At 47.2% G+C, this 15612-nt stretch carries 16 protein-coding genes; 4 read left to right on the forward strand and 12 right to left on the reverse strand.

All coding sequences use genetic code 11. From position 1 onward, the window contains the following. Positions 1 to 81: 81 nt before the first annotated feature. From HXT46_RS05020 to sufB, 5 genes are all read right to left on the reverse strand, one after another. A complete protein-coding gene (locus HXT46_RS05020; protein WP_004574855.1) occupies positions 82 to 516 on the reverse strand; it encodes a hypothetical protein in 435 nt (144 codons plus the stop codon). 9 nt (positions 517 to 525) lie between these two features. After that, positions 526 to 2448 carry a translational GTPase TypA gene (typA, locus tag HXT46_RS05025; protein ID WP_004114597.1) on the reverse strand — a complete coding sequence of 641 codons (1923 nt, stop codon included), beginning with the start codon at positions 2446 to 2448 and terminating at the stop codon, positions 526 to 528. An 82-nt stretch (positions 2449 to 2530) separates the two neighbouring features. Next, the gene (gene sufC / locus HXT46_RS05030) at positions 2531 to 3307 is read right to left on the reverse strand and encodes a Fe-S cluster assembly ATPase SufC (protein ID WP_004113429.1); all 777 of its coding nucleotides are present in this window, start codon (positions 3305 to 3307) and stop codon (positions 2531 to 2533) included. Positions 3308 to 3316: 9 nt separating this feature from the next. Further along, positions 3317 to 4618, reverse strand: a complete 1302-nt coding sequence (gene sufD, locus HXT46_RS05035) for a Fe-S cluster assembly protein SufD (RefSeq protein ID WP_421785812.1) — start codon at positions 4616 to 4618, stop codon at positions 3317 to 3319. Then, the gene (sufB, locus tag HXT46_RS05040; RefSeq protein WP_004117361.1) at positions 4618 to 6177 is read right to left on the reverse strand and encodes a Fe-S cluster assembly protein SufB; all 1560 of its coding nucleotides are present in this window, start codon (positions 6175 to 6177) and stop codon (positions 4618 to 4620) included. Before sufB ends, sufD begins: the two co-directional genes overlap by 1 nt. Before the next feature lie 232 nt (positions 6178 to 6409). Here sufB and HXT46_RS05045 point away from each other — a divergent pair, with 232 nt between their 5' ends. Both HXT46_RS05045 and HXT46_RS05050 read left to right on the forward strand, forming a co-directional pair. After that, complete coding sequence (locus HXT46_RS05045; RefSeq protein WP_004113434.1) at positions 6410 to 6673, forward strand: type II toxin-antitoxin system RelB/DinJ family antitoxin; 264 nt, start codon at positions 6410 to 6412, stop codon at positions 6671 to 6673. Next, positions 6666 to 6926 (forward strand): Txe/YoeB family addiction module toxin, encoded by a 261-nt coding sequence (locus HXT46_RS05050; protein WP_004113436.1) that lies wholly within the window; start codon positions 6666 to 6668, stop codon positions 6924 to 6926. The genes HXT46_RS05045 and HXT46_RS05050 overlap by 8 nt, the downstream gene beginning before the upstream one ends. 9 nt (positions 6927 to 6935) lie before the next feature. On the opposite strand, the gene HXT46_RS05055 is transcribed toward HXT46_RS05050, so the two are convergent. The 6 genes from HXT46_RS05055 to coaD all read right to left on the reverse strand — a co-directional run bounded on the left by HXT46_RS05055 (position 6936) and on the right by coaD (position 11723). Beyond that, positions 6936 to 8009 carry a tyrosine recombinase XerC gene (locus tag HXT46_RS05055; RefSeq protein ID WP_009994874.1) on the reverse strand — a complete coding sequence of 358 codons (1074 nt, stop codon included), beginning with the start codon at positions 8007 to 8009 and terminating at the stop codon, positions 6936 to 6938. A gap of 42 nt (positions 8010 to 8051) precedes the next feature. Then, positions 8052 to 8948, reverse strand: a complete 897-nt coding sequence (gene rnc, locus HXT46_RS05060; RefSeq protein ID WP_004117354.1) for a ribonuclease III — start codon at positions 8946 to 8948, stop codon at positions 8052 to 8054. A 110-nt stretch (positions 8949 to 9058) separates the two neighbouring features. Beyond that, positions 9059 to 9253 (reverse strand): 50S ribosomal protein L32, encoded by a 195-nt coding sequence (gene rpmF / locus HXT46_RS05065; protein ID WP_004113441.1) that lies wholly within the window; start codon positions 9251 to 9253, stop codon positions 9059 to 9061. A gap of 250 nt (positions 9254 to 9503) precedes the next feature. Continuing rightward, positions 9504 to 10148 (reverse strand): YceD family protein, encoded by a 645-nt coding sequence (locus tag HXT46_RS05070; RefSeq protein ID WP_421785814.1) that lies wholly within the window; start codon positions 10146 to 10148, stop codon positions 9504 to 9506. Between the two features lie 2 nt (positions 10149 to 10150). Beyond that, the gene (locus tag HXT46_RS05075; RefSeq protein ID WP_020760605.1) at positions 10151 to 11080 is read right to left on the reverse strand and encodes a hypothetical protein; all 930 of its coding nucleotides are present in this window, start codon (positions 11078 to 11080) and stop codon (positions 10151 to 10153) included. 73 nt (positions 11081 to 11153) lie between these two features. Next, the gene (coaD, locus tag HXT46_RS05080; protein WP_014554409.1) at positions 11154 to 11723 is read right to left on the reverse strand and encodes a pantetheine-phosphate adenylyltransferase; all 570 of its coding nucleotides are present in this window, start codon (positions 11721 to 11723) and stop codon (positions 11154 to 11156) included. 336 nt (positions 11724 to 12059) lie between these two features. Here coaD and HXT46_RS05085 point away from each other — a divergent pair, with 336 nt between their 5' ends. Continuing rightward, the gene (locus tag HXT46_RS05085; protein ID WP_174142901.1) at positions 12060 to 13469 is read left to right on the forward strand and encodes a nicotinate phosphoribosyltransferase; all 1410 of its coding nucleotides are present in this window, start codon (positions 12060 to 12062) and stop codon (positions 13467 to 13469) included. Here HXT46_RS05085 and HXT46_RS05090 read toward each other — a convergent pair. Beyond that, complete coding sequence (locus HXT46_RS05090; protein ID WP_014554407.1) at positions 13466 to 13813, reverse strand: DUF3039 domain-containing protein; 348 nt, start codon at positions 13811 to 13813, stop codon at positions 13466 to 13468. The two genes, HXT46_RS05085 and HXT46_RS05090, sit on opposite strands and share 4 nt — an antisense overlap. Positions 13814 to 13952: 139 nt before the next feature. Here HXT46_RS05090 and cysS point away from each other — a divergent pair, with 139 nt between their 5' ends. Beyond that, positions 13953 to 15542 (forward strand): cysteine--tRNA ligase, encoded by a 1590-nt coding sequence (gene cysS / locus HXT46_RS05095; protein ID WP_174142902.1) that lies wholly within the window; start codon positions 13953 to 13955, stop codon positions 15540 to 15542. Positions 15543 to 15612: the final 70 nt, after the last annotated feature.

Consider the following 15612-nt stretch of genomic DNA (forward strand, 5'->3'; position numbering starts at 1 on the left):
AATGCTATTTTTGCACAAACATGCAGCAAATTCACCTATAAAAATTCACCTATAAACTAACTTACACTTATTTAGCACCGCTTATTTAGCATCAGAGATAACAAAGAATTTATTAGGGATAAAAAGCAAAACTACGTGAACAATAATAATGCCATAAAGCCAAAAATATCCAGCATTTTGCGCAATCCACGGAAGATTATCCGCGCCAAAACCAACGGCAACAAGCACGCCTCGAAACGCGCCAAAAATCCTAAACCATCCAAGCGCAATCATCCACACAACCGAACAGCACACAATTGCGTGCAAAATAAAGCCAAACATGCCACAAAGCATGCGAGCAAAACACGCGCTCAAAGTAACAAGCAAAAGCGCGATTACAAGACCGTACGGAAAGTTGTACATAGCGCCCATTCGATGCGCAAAAGTGCCCAAAACCGCGCAAAATGCCGCCAAAACGCATAAAGCCGCACACTTGCTAGCAAATAGCACGGAATGCGACTTTATGTTAAACATCATTTTAAGGAATCACGCAGCATTATTTTGACGACGCTGCTTAGCACGCCACTTATACCATTCATCACGGCTCAAAATGATCTTGCGCACGCGAATCGACTCAGGCGTAACTTCCACACACTCATCTTCGTTAGCAAAGTCAAGCGACTCTTCCAAGCTCATCTTAATTGGTGGAGTCAAAGTCTCAAGCACATCTGCTGTAGAAGAACGCATGTTAGTCATATGCTTAGCAAGCGTAATGTTAACGTCCAACTCGTCTGGCTTATTGTTAATACCAACGATTTGACCTTCGTACACAGGGCTTTGCGGATCCACAAAGAACACGCCACGCGCCTGCAAACGCTGCATAGCATAAGGCGTTGCAACACCCTTACGATCGCAAACCATGGAGCCGTTTTGACGAGTTACAATCTGACCAGCCCATGGAGCATAGCCTGCAGAAATAGAGCTTGCGATTCCCGTTCCGCGAGTCGCAGAAAGAAGAGCTGTGCGGAAGCCAATAAGACCACGCGAAGGAACAGTAAATTGCAAGCGAATCCAGCCAGATCCGTGATTGCTCATAGAATCCATGCGACCCTTGCGATCCGCCATAAGCTGCGTAACAGTACCCATGTATTCTTCTGGAACATCAATCGTAGTGTTTTCCATAGGCTCGTTAATTTGGCCGTCAATCGTCTTAGTAACAACTTGAGGACGACCAACTGTAAGCTCGTAGCCTTCGCGACGCATTTGCTCCGCCAAAACTGCCAACGCCAACTCGCCACGACCCTGAACTTCCCAAGCATCTGGGCGGTCTGTTGGAAGAACCTTAATAGACACGTTACCAATAAGCTCGCGATCAAGCCTATCTTTAATCATGCGCGCTGTAAGCTTGTGATCCTTACCTTCTGTGCCAGCAAGCGGCGAATCGTTAATGCCGAAAGTCATGGAGATAGCTGGGTCGTCAACGTGAATCAATGGAAGAGGCTTTGGATCGTTCTGATCTACAATCGTCTCGCCAATCATAATGTCATTAACGCCTGCAACTGCAACAATATCTCCAGGACCTGCAGATGCAACAGGAGTTCGCTCCAAGCCTTGCGTGCGCAAAAGCTCAGAAACACGGAAGTTTTCAATAGAGCCGTCTACACGAGAAAGCCCGTAAGTCTTACCCTTTTCCAAAGTGCCATTGTAGATTCGCACTAAGCCGAGGCGGCCAAGGAAGTCGGAAGAATCAATGTTTGCAACGTGAGCCTGAAGAGGTGCGCCTTCCTCGTACTCTGGTGCTGGAATGTTGGAAATAATGGAGTCAAAAAGCGGCTCCAAATTATCATTGTCTGGCAAACCGCCGTTTTCTGGCTGATTCAAGGATGCATAGCCAGCTTTTGCAGCGCAATAAATAACAGGCAAATCAAGAAGCGAATCAATATCTAGGTCGATTCCTTCTTCAACAACGTCTTGTGCAAGACCGAGAAGCAAATCTGTAGCTTCGCTCACAACCTCGTCAATACGCGCGTCTGGACGATCCGTTTTGTTAACGCACAAAATCACTGGCAACTTTGCCTCAAGAGCCTTGCGTAGAACGAATCGAGTTTGTGGAAGTGGACCTTCGGAAGCGTCAACAAGCAGCACAACGCCATCAACCATGGAGATGCCGCGCTCTACTTCGCCACCAAAGTCGGCGTGACCTGGGGTATCGATTACGTTGATTGTAATTCCCTCTGGGTGACCGTACTTTTCTGCGAGCGGGCCAGTGTATTGCACAGCAGTGTTCTTGGCAAGAATGGTGATGCCTTTTTCGCGCTCAAGGTCGTTGGAGTCCATTACGCGGTCTGGCACTTCTTCTCGCTCAGAGAATACGTGCGACTGCTGAAGCATGGCATTTACGAGCGTTGTTTTACCATGGTCAACGTGCGCTACGATTGCCACATTTCTTATATCACCGCGAACAGTCATTACAAACCTCTTCCGTTTTATTTAGCCAAACCTAGACGAGTTTACTCGCGGCTTTAGACACGCCGCTCACGCAATCGCAGACTCACGCAATCGCAGATTCGCTGGCACCTTCTGGCAAATACTTGTCGTATCCTTCTTCTTCCAACTCGTCTGCAAGCTCCGGTCCTGCCGTCTTTACAAAGTGACCTTGCGCAAAAACGTGAACAATATCTGGCTTAATATACTTTAAGATTCGCGTGTAATGCGTAACCATCATAATACCCAAACCAGTGCTTTCTTTGGCGCGATTTACGCCTTCCGAAACAATTCGCAAAGCATCCACGTCTAGACCAGAATCCGTCTCGTCTAAAATCGCAAACTTTGGCTTTAAAATCTCTAGTTGCAAAACTTCCGCGCGCTTTTTCTCGCCGCCCGAAAATCCCTCGTTTACAGAACGAGATGCAAACTTTGGGTCCATTCTTAAGCGCTTCATTGCTTCGTTAAGCTCTTTAACCCACGCGCGCAAAGTCGGAGCTTCGCCGCTCACTTCTGTTTTTGCTGTGCGCAAAAAGTTCGTCATCGAAACGCCAGGTACCTCTACCGGGTATTGCATTGCAAGAAACAGCCCAGCTTTTGCGCGCTCGTCTGGAGTCATCTTCAAAATATCTTCGCCGTCTAGAAGCACCTGACCCGAATCCACTTCGTACTTTGGGTGACCTGCCAAAGTGTATGCGAGAGTAGACTTTCCAGAGCCATTCGGACCCATAATCGCGTGCGTTTCGCCAGAATTAACTGTAAGATTTACGCCCTTTAAGATTTGCTTGCGCCCCTCCTTTGTTTCTACAGACGCGTACAAATCCTTGATTTCTAAAGTTGACATGTTTATCTCCTATTCTTCGGTTGCTGGCGATTTTTCCGCATTTACAGATTCTGCGGCTGCTTGCGATTCTTCCGTCTTAGCTAAACGCCTCTCAATCGCAGCCATCAAATGATCTACGATTTGCGGCACGCCAATCTCATCAATAAGCTCGTTAAAGAATCCGCGCACAACAAGCTTTCTCGCATCCGCTTCGCTCACGCCGCGAGATTGCAAGTAAAACAGCTCCTCGTCGTCGAATCTGCCGACAGAACTTGCATGACCTGCGCCAATAATATTTCCATTTTCGATTTCTAGATTTGGCTCCGAATCGGCAATCGCGCCAGGAGTTAGCACCAGGTTTCTGTTCAACTCGTACGAATCCGTGCCTGGAGCTTCTGGCTTAATAAGCGCGTTTCCAACCCATGTAGAATGCGCTCCTTTGCCGTAAAGCGCGCCCTTATACACTACTCGCGACTTGCATTCTGGGTGATTGTGCACAACCATCGTACGATGCTCAACATGCTCGCCTGGATCCACAAAATACATGCCAAGCATGTTTAAATCGCCCTTTTCGCCACCAAAATCCTGATCCATGCGGATTCGCACAACATCTCCTCCAAGCGTGACCATTGTGTGACGAAGAGATGCACCAGCACCCACATGAATCCTATGATTTCCAACGTGTTTGCTGCCTGAATCCCACTCTTGAATGAACGTTGTAGAAACATGCGCGTTATCTCCAAGAATGATTTCTACGCCTTCAGCAAGCTTTGCAACTCCTGTGTGTTCTACGATAATATCCGCGTTTGTGTAAGAATCAGCTTCAATCACTAAGTGCAATGCGTCTAGTGGCAATGCATCTAGCGATTGCAAAGTACTTTCATTTTTAAGATTCCCGTGAATTTGCAATATTATTGGCTTTGTAACTTCGCCACAAACATGCAAAACGTACGCCGACTTTGCAGAATTCCACGCAACAGCAGCCACGCGATCCGAAGGCTTCATTTCTGTATGCGGAGCCTCGTTTTTAGGCAAAATTTGCATCGTTACATGCGAATCGCCATCAACACCTTTTAGCTCCACAGCAACGTTGTTAGACGGCTTAAAACTATCAAAGAACTCGGAAATTCGCTCAACTGGAGTGTATCGCCAATCTTCCTGCTTCCTAGTTGGAATCGTAAAGTCTTGCACGTTAAAAGAGCGCACGGATTTATCTGCACTAGAAGGCATTGCAGCAGGAACCGCGTAAGGATCATTAGGGTCTGCTACAGGAATATTAATTTCTTTTTCCGTCATTTTATTGCCTAAATTCTTTTTCAGATCTTCGCTCATCACCCCACGGATCCTTCCATTTGCAATTCCACAAGACGATTAAGCTCCAGAGCATACTCCATCGGCAGCTGGCGACTAATCGGCTCCACAAAGCCGCGCACAATCATGCCCATAGCCTCTTTTTCTTCAAGCCCTCGACTCATCAAATAGAAAAGCTGATCTTCGGAAACCTTGGAAACAGTGGCCTCGTGAGCCATCGAAACGTTATCTTCGCGCACATCAACATGCGGATAAGTGTCGGATCTAGAAAAATCGTCAACAAGCAAAGCATCACACACAACCGAAGAGCTAGAGCCGCTCGCTCCCTTAACAATCTTCACAAGACCGCGGTACGCAGAACGTCCGCCGCCGCGCGAAATCGACTTAGCAACAATCGTAGAACTCGTGTGCGGAGCCAAATGAATCATCTTCGCACCCGTATCTTGGTACTGACCGCGGCCCGCAAAGCTCAAAGACATGGTTTCTGCTTTTGCGTACGGCTCAGCAAGAATGCATGCAGGATACTTCATAGTAGCCTTGGAGCCAATGTTTCCATCAACCCACTCCATTGTGCCGCCTTCGCGCACGTAAGCTCGCTGAGTTACCAAGTTGTACACGTTATTTGACCAATTTTGCACGGTTGTGTAGCGCACGCGCGCATGCTTTTCTACAACAATCTCAACGTTTGCAGCGTGGAGCGAGTCCGTGGAATAGATCGGAGCTGTGCAACCTTCAACGTAATGCACGTACGATCCTTCGTCTGCAATAATCAACGTGCGCTCAAACTGACCCATGTTTGGCGTGTTAATGCGGAAGTAAGCCTGAAGCGGAATATCTACATGCACGCCTTTTGGCACGTACACAAACGAGCCGCCACTCCAAGCCGCTGTGTTAAGAGCCGCAAATTTGTTGTCGTCAACTGGAATCACAGTTGCAAAATACTTTTTTACAAGCTCTGGATACTTTTGCACTGCTGTATCCGTATCAACAAAAATCACGCCTTGAGATGCTAAATCCTCGCGAATCGAATTGTAAATAACTTCCGACTCGTACTGTGCTGCAACGCCTGAAACTAAACGCTTTTTCTCCGCTTCTGGAATGCCAAGCCTATCGTAAGTTTTGCGAATATCTTCTGGCAAATCATCCCAAGTTTTCGCTTGATCGTGAACTGGACGAACGTAGTATTTAAAATCGTCTGCGTCAAAACCGCTTAAATCCACTCCCCAATCAGGCATCGGCTTTTGCAAAAACGCGCGGTAGCCTTGCAAACGAAGGTTTAGCATCCATTCTGGCTCGTGTTTGTCTGCGGAGATTGCGCGAACAACCGACTCGTCAATGCCCTTCTTTGCAGCTTCGCCTGCAGCATCCGAATCATGCCAGCCGTAATTGTACTCGCCAAATTCGGCAACAATCTGCTCGTCTTGGCGAATTTTATCTTCGTTTACGCGAGCGCGATCTGCCACGTACTGGCTCATTTCAACGTCTGCCGCGCTGGATTCTGGCGTGCTGGAGTCGTTTTGATTCGCTGCATTCTCATTCAATGATGCGCTTGATTCAGGCTTATTTGAATCATCAACCACTGTTTTACCCTCCTATCAAGCTTATAAATCGATTATACATTTAGCCACGCAACGCACGCTCCGAGATTTTTGACTTTGCGCGATTTTGCCACCATTTTGCCACCAAACGTGACTCAAATCACATCTTTGTATTCTCTGTATAAACCTTGTCTGTATAAATGAAAATAAAGAAAAATACTTTATTTTTTATTGCATTTTTATTAAAATCTTATTTAGAAAGGTGGTAATTTAGATGACAACAAATACAGTGAACATTAATTTCAAGCTAAATGCAGACGATAAACGACTTATGGAAAATGTTTGCCGAGAACTAGGGCTTTCAATGAGTGCAGCATTCACAATATTTGCTAAGAAAGTTGGAAGAGAACACAGAATACCATTCGAAGTTTCAGCAGATCCGTTTTACAATCCGGAGAATATAAGTCGTCTTAAAAAATCCATAGCACACATGGAAGAAACAGGCGGCACTATACACGAGGTTCCGCTCGATGATTAAAGCCTGGACAGATGAAGCGTGGGAAGACTTTGAGTACTGGTCTAAGCAAGATAAGAAAACTCTTAAGAGGATCCTTCAGCTTCTTAAAGATATTGATCGCAACGGATATAACGGCATAGGTAAACCAGAACCTCTGAAAGGTGATTTTTCTGGATACTGGAGTAGACGGATTGATGACTGTAACAGAATAGTTTACCGAATCGATGGAAACATAATGAGAATAGTTCAGTGCGGTTCACATTATGATAGATGATCGCAAAATCTACGCACGCGGGAAGGCTTGCGAGTAACGCTGTTTAAGAGCCTGAATAGAAACGTGCGTGTAGCGCTGCGTTGTGTTAAGCGACGAATGCCCCAAAAGCTCCTGAACCTCGCGAAGGTCCGCTCCCCCGTTGAGCATATGCGTTGCAGCACTGTGACGAAGCGCGTGCGGCGCAACGTCTGGCACGTTTGCAGCAGCTGCAGCCTCGTGAACAATGCTCCTAACAATGCGCTGGTCAATGCGCTTTGCTCGCACGCCCAAAAACAACGCTTGCGAGCTTGCGGCAGATTTTTCTTGCAGCGCACTTCTCCCACAGTCAAGCCACTTTTTACACGCTTTCGCAGCAGGAACACCGAATGGTACTACACGCTGCTTGTTTCCCTTACCTGTAACTTTTACAGTGTGATTTTCAAAATCCATATCTTGCACATTAAGACCCGTAAGCTCCCCCACACGCATGCCCGTGGCATATAAAAGCTCTAAAATCGCAGCATTTCTGAGTGCGATTACATACTCTTGTTTCGTTTTTGTTTGAGATTTTATTTTAGATTTTATTCGCATTTTTATTTGCGACTTTAGTGGTGTATTTTCTTGATGCTCGGTTGCTGGCGACTTATCCACAGCATAATCTTCAGAACGATCCTCAGCACAATCCAATAACTTTTCCGCTTGCGCCTCGTCTAAAACCGTAGGAAGCTCATTAACAATTTTAGGTGTATTAAGAATTTGCGCAGGATTTGCGCTAATCAAACCAACGTGTGTAGTCCATGCAAAAAAGCCGCGCACAGCCACTACTTTGCGAGCCAAACTAGAGCGCGCGTGATTCTTATTAAGCCAATACATCCATTGACGCAGAACGCTTGTAGACACAGAATTTAAATCAGAAAGATCGTTTACACCACACCATTCAAGGCATTGCAAAACATCTACCCTATATGCGCGAAGAGTGCGACTTCCAAGGCCTTTATTTGAACGCAAATAATCAATATACCGATCGGATAAGTCGGAAGCTTCCGTTGACGATACCAAACCATCGTCAAATAATAAATCATTATTATTACGACTGCTAGCCATAGAACCGCCTCAAATCGCCTATATCACAGCAATCAGAAAGCTCTAATTACCGCTTTCTCCGCTAGACTTACGCCTTCTATCCAACACGTGCCAAGCTTTATCTGCAGCAGCAAGCTGAGCCTTGCGCTTGCTAGAGCCATCCGCCTCACCCAACAGCTCGTCGCCGCTTTCGTGTGCCAAAACCGCGCGCGCATGGAACACGGGCGCATAATCTGGGCCAGAAACCGACATCCTATATTGCGGCTCGTCAAGCCCCATCTCGTGCGCCAAAACCGTAAGCGAAGTCTTCCAATCCAGAGCAGGACCTTCTGTAAGAACCTCCGCCAAAGTGTCGTCAATCAAACGATGCACTACAGCGCGCGCCTCGTCAATGCCATGCTCAACAAAAGTCGCGCCAATAAGCGCCTCAACAATATCGCACAAAATCGAGTCTTTTTGAGCGCCGCCATGCTCCATCTCGCCATGACCCAAAAGAATATACGGTCCAACGTGCAACTTATCTCGCGCAACCGCGCTCAAAGCCCACTCCGAAACAGCCTTAGCGCGAAGCTTAGCCAACTGACCTTCCGTCATATCTGGGTGAGCAGAAAACAGCGTTTCTGTAGAAACAAGCTCCAAAACAGCGTCTCCCAAAAACTCTAGACGCTCGTAGTTTTTAGTGCCTGGATGCTCGTGCGAAAACGAGCGATGAGTGAGCGCCTCAACAAGTAAATCTGGCGAAATCGTAGTACCGAGCGCGCGTAAAAGCTCCTGAGTAGGGTCACCATCATGAGTATGTCCGTCTTTAGAACGCGTAACACCTATGCTGCTAGTTCTAGCATTTTCTGGATGATTTGGGTTCTGATAATTGCGATTTTGAACGTCATTTTTTACATCATCTTGAATGTCATGCTGATCTTTTGTATTGTTCCCACTCATATTTTCAACATTATAGCGCATGCGTTGAAGTCGTTGATTTACAACCTCATGCAATTTCAAGCTCAATAAAAGCGTGCAAAAACACAAGAACCCTGCCACCCGTCGATGGCAGGGTTCTTTTAAAATACAACCTACTTGGTGTGCGCAGAGCGAATTGCTTCGCGATACACGCGACCGCGGAAGTTACCGCAGGTTGGGCAAGCCATGTGAGACAACGCTGGCGAACCGCAGTTCGGGCAGGTAATAGTCTGCACGGCAGAAGCCTTCCAATTGGCGCGACGCGAATGAGTATTAGCGCGCGAGGTCTTGTACTTTGGCAGTGCCATAATCTTTCCTCTATTTCGTTCAACCGATTGAGCTTAAGCGTTCTGTATATTACAGCAAGCGCCATACATTATTCAGAATCGCACTACATGGCAGGTCGTGTCGTTCGCGCAGATTAGCTGCGCTCACGCCTTCGCCGCCGTAGAAGCACACCGTGCTTCTACGCTAAGCGGCTCAGCGCTCCGAATTGCCTTTTCGCGCTACGCTCTAAGCGAAAAGGCAGGTCGTCGCGCACTACGTAATTAGTGTAAATCAGCCGCGATTTTGCGAGTTTTCAAGCTTTTGCTTAAGTACTTCAAGCGCCGCAAACCGAATATCCGTAATATCGTGATGATGATCTGGATGTTCGTTCAAGTTTTCTCCACATTGCGAGCAAAGACCCTTGCAATCTGGCTCACACAAAGGTTTAAGCGGCAGCTCGCTAACCATTGTGTCCCTAATCAATGCCTCGATATCAGCAAAGTCGCCTCCGCCAACCAGTGGATACACGTTTCCAGAATCGTCGCCCTCGTCCCAAATATCAGCATCTTCTAAATCATCATTATCGCCATTAGATCTATTAAATTTGGAATTATTGGAACGCGCACCACCCTTGCTTTCCACCTGTGCAAAGAACGCGCACACATCGACGCTCCAATCCCTATGCAACGGCATCAGGCATCTAGAGCACTCTGCGTGTACGCGCGCTGTAATCGTACCCTGGAACATAAGCCCATCCACTACGGAATCAAAGTTGCCGTCTACTGTAACATCGCTCCCTGGCTTCACGCCAATAACGCTGTCTCCTATACCTTCTGGCGCCGGGAAAACGCGATGCAATTGCATGCTACTTCCTGCTCGTGCCGCCATTTGCGCAACTGGTACCGCCCATAAAGACTGGGAGGGATGCGATGCCATTTTTAGTTCCTTTCTTCGCTTTCGTTTACAACTTCTCCATTAACTTGTCTGTTAATCTCGTCTTGCACATGCGCCGCCGCACGCCTGCGTTCTTCTAGAACTCGCTGACCTGCTTGAACATCCTGCTCTAGCTTGTCTAACTGCTGTTTTAAACCTTCCATAACCGTAGCACTGTACTGATCCGCACCACGCGTGAGTTTATCAGCCTTTGCCTGCGCCTCGTTTACGATTCCTCGCGCCTGATTTCTTGCAATGGCGACCACGTTTTCTTGCCCAGCCAAGAATTTAGCTCTCTCTTGTGCTTCTTCAATCATCTGAGCAGCCTGGCTTTGCGCAGAGCTTACGATTGAATTTGCTTGAGCCTGAGCCGTGCGCAAGCGCCTCTCTGCCTCTCGCATTAATGCACTCGCGCGCTCAAGTTGCACTGGTAGCATGTCTTTTAACCTAGATAAGTAGTCGCCGAATTCTTCGCGATCAATCTTTGCCATTCCAGCAGAAAACAGCACGCCTTTTGCTTCATTTAACGTAGTTTCCATTGTGTCGATTATGTCGTAAACCGTTGTGAATTCTTCACGCGACTTTGTTCGCACTTCTTCGCTTACTGTTTGCGGATTAGCGGCTTTAAACACGTTTTCTTTTTCATCTTCAAATTCTATTGCACCACCGTCTTCGCGTTCACGCAAATCTGGCATTGGGAACAAGTTTTGCGCATTATCGCCAGCAGCCGCAGAATCAGCAGAAGAATCGCCAGCAACCGTAGAATCGCCAGCACTATCATCCTTAGTCTTATTTGCCGCAGGCACTGCGTCGTAAGCTTCAAAAGCAGCACTGGGCGAATCATCGTTGTTTGCAATCACTGGATTTAATGGCAACTTTTGGCTGCGATTTGCCGATACTTGGCTTTCCATTGTGTCGTCTTCGTTTTCGCTCATTTTTTCTCCTTCGCTAAGTAGCTGCTCTCTGTTTCTCCTAATAATTTTATTTTATTATTTTAATTTTATGACTTTATTGTACGTATTTTTGTGATATTGCAATTGTTTTAGAAAAAACGTTCTGTAAAAGTGGAACCACATTATCTGGCACCATTCCCGAAACGTCTCCGCCGTGACGAGCAACATCTTTTACAACGGAGCTAGAAACATGTTCCAAAATAGGGTCTGCAGGCAGGAACATGGTTTCTATCCCAGCAAGCTTGCGATTAACCAGAGCCATTCCAAGCTCCGCCTCATAGTCACCATTTTGGCGCAATCCCTTAACTATTACGGTTGCGCCGACTTTTTTGCAATAATCTGTGATAAGACCATCTGTTGAGGCAACAACTATTTTGCACGCTGGCGACTGTGCTGCTCCGCATAAAGGTGGAGCAAATTCCCCGACTGGAAAATCATTTTTTAGGTTTTTAACAGCATTGCGAATAATATCCACACGCTCCGATTCGGAAAACATTGGCGTTTTTGCCGCGTTAACAGCCACCAAAACATGCACTTCTTTAAAGAGATGCGTACAACGTTGTATCACGTCTAAGTGTCCGGCTGTAACGGGATCGTAGGAGCCTGGGCAAACAGCTATAGTCATGCTTTTAGATTACCACGAATCTGCCACTATCCAGACACAAGCCGCAACTAGCATATTTTGCACGAGTTTGTACTGGATTTACTGCGTATTGTGTCGTTCGCGCGTTACAGCGCGCTCACGTCTTCGCCGCACGTAAAGTCCACTGGACTTTACGTTTGAGCGGCTCAGCGCTACGAATTGCCTTTTCGCGCTACGCTCTAAGCGAAAAGGCAGGTCGTCGCGCACTAATCGTAGATAGGCATAGGACTATGATTGGCTGCAGGTAAAAGTCGCTTATAAAAGTCGTAAAGAACGCGCTTTAAGTTTGATTACTAAAATCGCAAGAAAGGATTGAAAATGCTTGATTCTTTTGATTTCTCAAAGTCCGAAGCAAAGTCTGAAGTAAAGTCTTACACAAACTCTTCCGTACTCATGACAGACATGTACGAGTACACAATGCTCGACGCAGCACTAAAAGACGGCACAGCAAATCGCAAATGCGTTTTTGAGATTTTTACTAGGCACCTTCCTCAAGGCCGCCGCTACGGAGTGGTAGCAGGCACAGGCAGAATCCTAGAGGAGCTAGCGCGATTCCACTTTAGTGACGATGACTTGCGATTTTTGCAAGACCGCAAAATCGTTAGTAAAGACACCATTAAATGGCTAGAAAACTACCATTTTAGCGGCAAAATCCGCGGTTACAGAGAAGGCGAAATGTTCTTCCCAGATTCGCCGATTTTGCAAGTTGAAGGCACTTTTGGCGAGTGCACGTTGCTAGAAACGTTGCTACTTTCCGTGCTTAACTACGATTGCGCAGTGGCGAGCGCCGCCGCACGCATGGTTTCCGCGTCTGCTGGAAGGCCGTGCATGGATATGGGTGGCAGGCGCACAAACGAGTGGTCGGCTGTGGCTGCTTCTCGCGCGGCGGTAATCGGCGGTTTTAAAGGCACGGCAAACCTGCTTGCGGCAAAGCTTTACGGGCTTAAGGCCATTGGAACGGCCGCGCATTGCTTTACACTTGTGCACGATTCGGAGCGCGATGCCTTTGAGTCACAAATTGCAGCACTCGGAAAAGGAACAACATTGCTTGTAGACACATACAACGTAGAAGAGGCTGTTAAAACCGCCGTGCAAGTTGCTGGTGCAGATCTTGGCGGTGTGCGCATTGATTCGGGCGATTTGTGCGTTATGGCTCGTCGCGTTCGCGCTCAGCTCGATGCGTTGGGTGCTAAAAATACTAAAATCACGGTTACGAACGATTTGGACGAGTATGCGCTCGCATCTTTGCAAAATGCGCCAGTTGATTCCTACGGCATTGGAACAATGCTTGTTACAGGTTCGGGCGCACCTACTTGCGCAATGGTTTATAAACTCACAGAACGTGAAGGCGCGGATGGAGTTATGCAACCTGTTGCTAAGAAGTCTAAGAATAAGGCGACTGTTCCAGGGCGTAAGCTTGCGTACCGTTCCTACGATTTTAGCGGCGGTGCGAATGGCGGCGTGGCTAGCAATGGCGTAGCCGATTGTGAGCATGTAATTTCTGGCTCGGAGAGTGCGCTCGCGACTTTTAAGCCGCAAGATTCTTGGGAAGATTTGCTAGTTGACTACGTGCAAAATGGCGAATCTAATACAGAGTTTATGGGTCATGACGCAATTATGCGAGCACATGACTATTGTGCTAAAGCACTTAGCAGACTTCCGATTTCTGCTCAAAGTCTTATGCGTGGAGACCCTGCTATTCCTACAGAAATCAACGTTTTAGGCTAAAAGCCCAGATTGTTCATCTCTTCGTAGATTTTTTTGCACTCTGGGCAAACAGGGTAGTCGTTAGCTTCGCGTTTTGGAATCCACACTTTTCCACACAGTGCTACAACTGGGCGCCCAGTCAAGCGCGATTCGATTACGCGATCCTTGGAAACGTAGTGTGCAAAGCGGTCTGCGTCACCGCCATCGTCCATTCGCGCTGATTCATCTACCTCTGGCTTTTCAAGTATGCTCGTGCTTGTGCTAGACCCAGAATCTGGGAGGCTTTGTGAATCGTCTTCCATAACAGCGTTCAAATTAGCAGCGTTTGGATCTTCGCTATACTTTGAATCATTTGAAAACGTCATTGCATCCCTTTCGTACAAATCGCGCTTTGTTGATTGCGACTCATGTTTATACAAGCATAAGTCATAATCGCAACAAATACTCGAATCGACAACTTCGAGCTTAACGCGTGAGTTATTAGCTAAACATATAATTGAGATTATGCTTGAAAATACGAACAGAACTCTTACAGCAGCAGCGGCACGATTGCGCCTATATAACACAGCAACGCACAACACTAGCGGGTTTACAACAGTTACTCCTGGCCACGTTGGGATGTACGTGTGCGGCGCAACTGTGCAAAGCTCGCCTCATATAGGTCATATTCGCGCAGCAATCGCCTTCGATGTTGTTCGCCGATGGCTTTTGCGCCTTGGCTACACTGTTACTTTTGTTAGAAATGTTACAGATATTGACGATAAAATCATCAAAAAAGCTAGCGAAAATGGCCAAACATGGTGGCAGCGCGCCTACATTTACGAGCGCGAGTTTACTGAAGCTTACAACACTCTTGGCGTTATGCCGCCTACTGTGGAGCCGCGCGCGACTGGTCACATAAACGATATGGTGGAGCTTATACAGCGCTTGATTAATCGCGGACACGCATACGCAATAACAGGCGCGAATGGCAATCCTACTGGAAACGTGTATTTTAGTGTGCCAAGTTGGCAAGATTACGGCGCGCTAACGCATCAAAATGGTAATTCAGACGGCAGCAATAGCGACGACAAATCCAGCAAAGCCGACAAATACAATCCAGTTGACCCTGCTGACGCAAGCCCAGATAAGCATGATGCTCGCGATTTTGCGCTTTGGAAAGCACCTTGCGATTTTGACCAAAAAGACGCGCGCTGGAACACGCCGTTTGGAGCAGGACGCCCAGGTTGGCACATTGAATGCTCGGCAATGAGCCACCGCTATCTTGGCGATGCTTTCGACATTCACGGCGGCGGACTAGACTTGCGCTTCCCACACCACGAAAACGAGATGGCGCAAACACTCGCTGCTGGATGGAAAAGCGCAAACGTGTGGATGCACTCCGCGTGGGTTACATCTAAAGGCGAAAAAATGAGCAAATCTCTTGGAAACGGTCTTTCTGTTCCATCTGTTTTGGCTCAAAAATCCGCGTGGGTCGTGCGATACGCGCTAGGCGGCGTGCAATATCGAGCAATGCTTGAGTGGTCGGATCAATCTTTGAACGAGGCACAATCGGCTTACGATCGCATATCTAACTTCCTCGAGCGCGCTGGTCGCGTAATCGAAAATCAGCCAGATTATGCGGAAGTTCAAAGCGTTGATGCAGATAATCTTCCAGAAGATTTTACTAAAGCTATGAACGACGATATTAACGTTTCGGGCGCGTTGGCTGCGATTTTTACTGCGATTCGCTCTGGTAACGCGCTTTTGGATGACTATGCGCAAAATCAAAACGAAAATCAAAGCAACGGCATTAAAAGCCTTATTAAGACTTGTGTTTTGCAAGTTCGTGCAATGCTAGACACTCTTGGACTAGACCCTTATTCTCCACAATGGCGCAATCTTTCGCAAAAATCGCAAGATTTAGGTGCGAATAATGGCGCAAGCGCGGAGCATAAGGTTCTTGAATCTTTGATTGCAAATCAGCTTGAACAAAGGGCTATTGCACGCGCAGCTAAGGATTTTGCACGCGCAGACGCGATTCGCGACTCTTTAACCGCCGCTGGCGTTGTAATCGAAGATTGCGCACAAGGGTCATCGTGGCATTTGTCTTAAGTAAAAGCAATGTAAACATGATAAAAAGCAATACAACAAAACATTCCAAACAACCTGTAGAATAGAGCAA

Origin of the sequence: Gardnerella sp. DNF01204 (genome assembly GCF_049244145.1) — a bacterium.
In the GTDB taxonomy this organism is placed as follows: domain Bacteria; phylum Actinomycetota; class Actinomycetes; order Actinomycetales; family Bifidobacteriaceae; genus Bifidobacterium; species Bifidobacterium vaginale.

Bases quoted from the DNA above. Each gene is read 5' to 3' on its own strand.
- HXT46_RS05020 (WP_004574855.1), bottom strand. From the start codon at position 516: ATGATGTTTAACATAAAGTCGCATTCCGTGCTATTTGCTAGCAAGTGT.
- typA (WP_004114597.1), bottom strand. From the start codon at position 2,448: ATGACTGTTCGCGGTGATATAAGAAATGTGGCAATCGTAGCGCACGTT.
- sufC (WP_004113429.1), bottom strand. From the start codon at position 3,307: ATGTCAACTTTAGAAATCAAGGATTTGTACGCGTCTGTAGAAACAAAG.
- sufD (WP_421785812.1), bottom strand. From the start codon at position 4,618: ATGAGCGAAGATCTGAAAAAGAATTTAGGCAATAAAATGACGGAAAAA.
- HXT46_RS05045 (WP_004113434.1), top strand. From the start codon at position 6,410: ATGACAACAAATACAGTGAACATTAATTTCAAGCTAAATGCAGACGAT.
- HXT46_RS05050 (WP_004113436.1), top strand. From the start codon at position 6,666: ATGATTAAAGCCTGGACAGATGAAGCGTGGGAAGACTTTGAGTACTGG.
- HXT46_RS05055 (WP_009994874.1), bottom strand. From the start codon at position 8,009: ATGGCTAGCAGTCGTAATAATAATGATTTATTATTTGACGATGGTTTG.
- rnc (WP_004117354.1), bottom strand. From the start codon at position 8,948: ATGCGCTATAATGTTGAAAATATGAGTGGGAACAATACAAAAGATCAG.
- rpmF (WP_004113441.1), bottom strand. From the start codon at position 9,253: ATGGCACTGCCAAAGTACAAGACCTCGCGCGCTAATACTCATTCGCGT.
- HXT46_RS05070 (WP_421785814.1), bottom strand. From the start codon at position 10,148: ATGGCATCGCATCCCTCCCAGTCTTTATGGGCGGTACCAGTTGCGCAA.
- HXT46_RS05075 (WP_020760605.1), bottom strand. From the start codon at position 11,080: ATGAGCGAAAACGAAGACGACACAATGGAAAGCCAAGTATCGGCAAAT.
- coaD (WP_014554409.1), bottom strand. From the start codon at position 11,723: ATGACTATAGCTGTTTGCCCAGGCTCCTACGATCCCGTTACAGCCGGA.
- HXT46_RS05085 (WP_174142901.1), top strand. From the start codon at position 12,060: ATGCTTGATTCTTTTGATTTCTCAAAGTCCGAAGCAAAGTCTGAAGTA.
- HXT46_RS05090 (WP_014554407.1), bottom strand. From the start codon at position 13,813: ATGACGTTTTCAAATGATTCAAAGTATAGCGAAGATCCAAACGCTGCT.
- cysS (WP_174142902.1), top strand. From the start codon at position 13,953: ATGCTTGAAAATACGAACAGAACTCTTACAGCAGCAGCGGCACGATTG.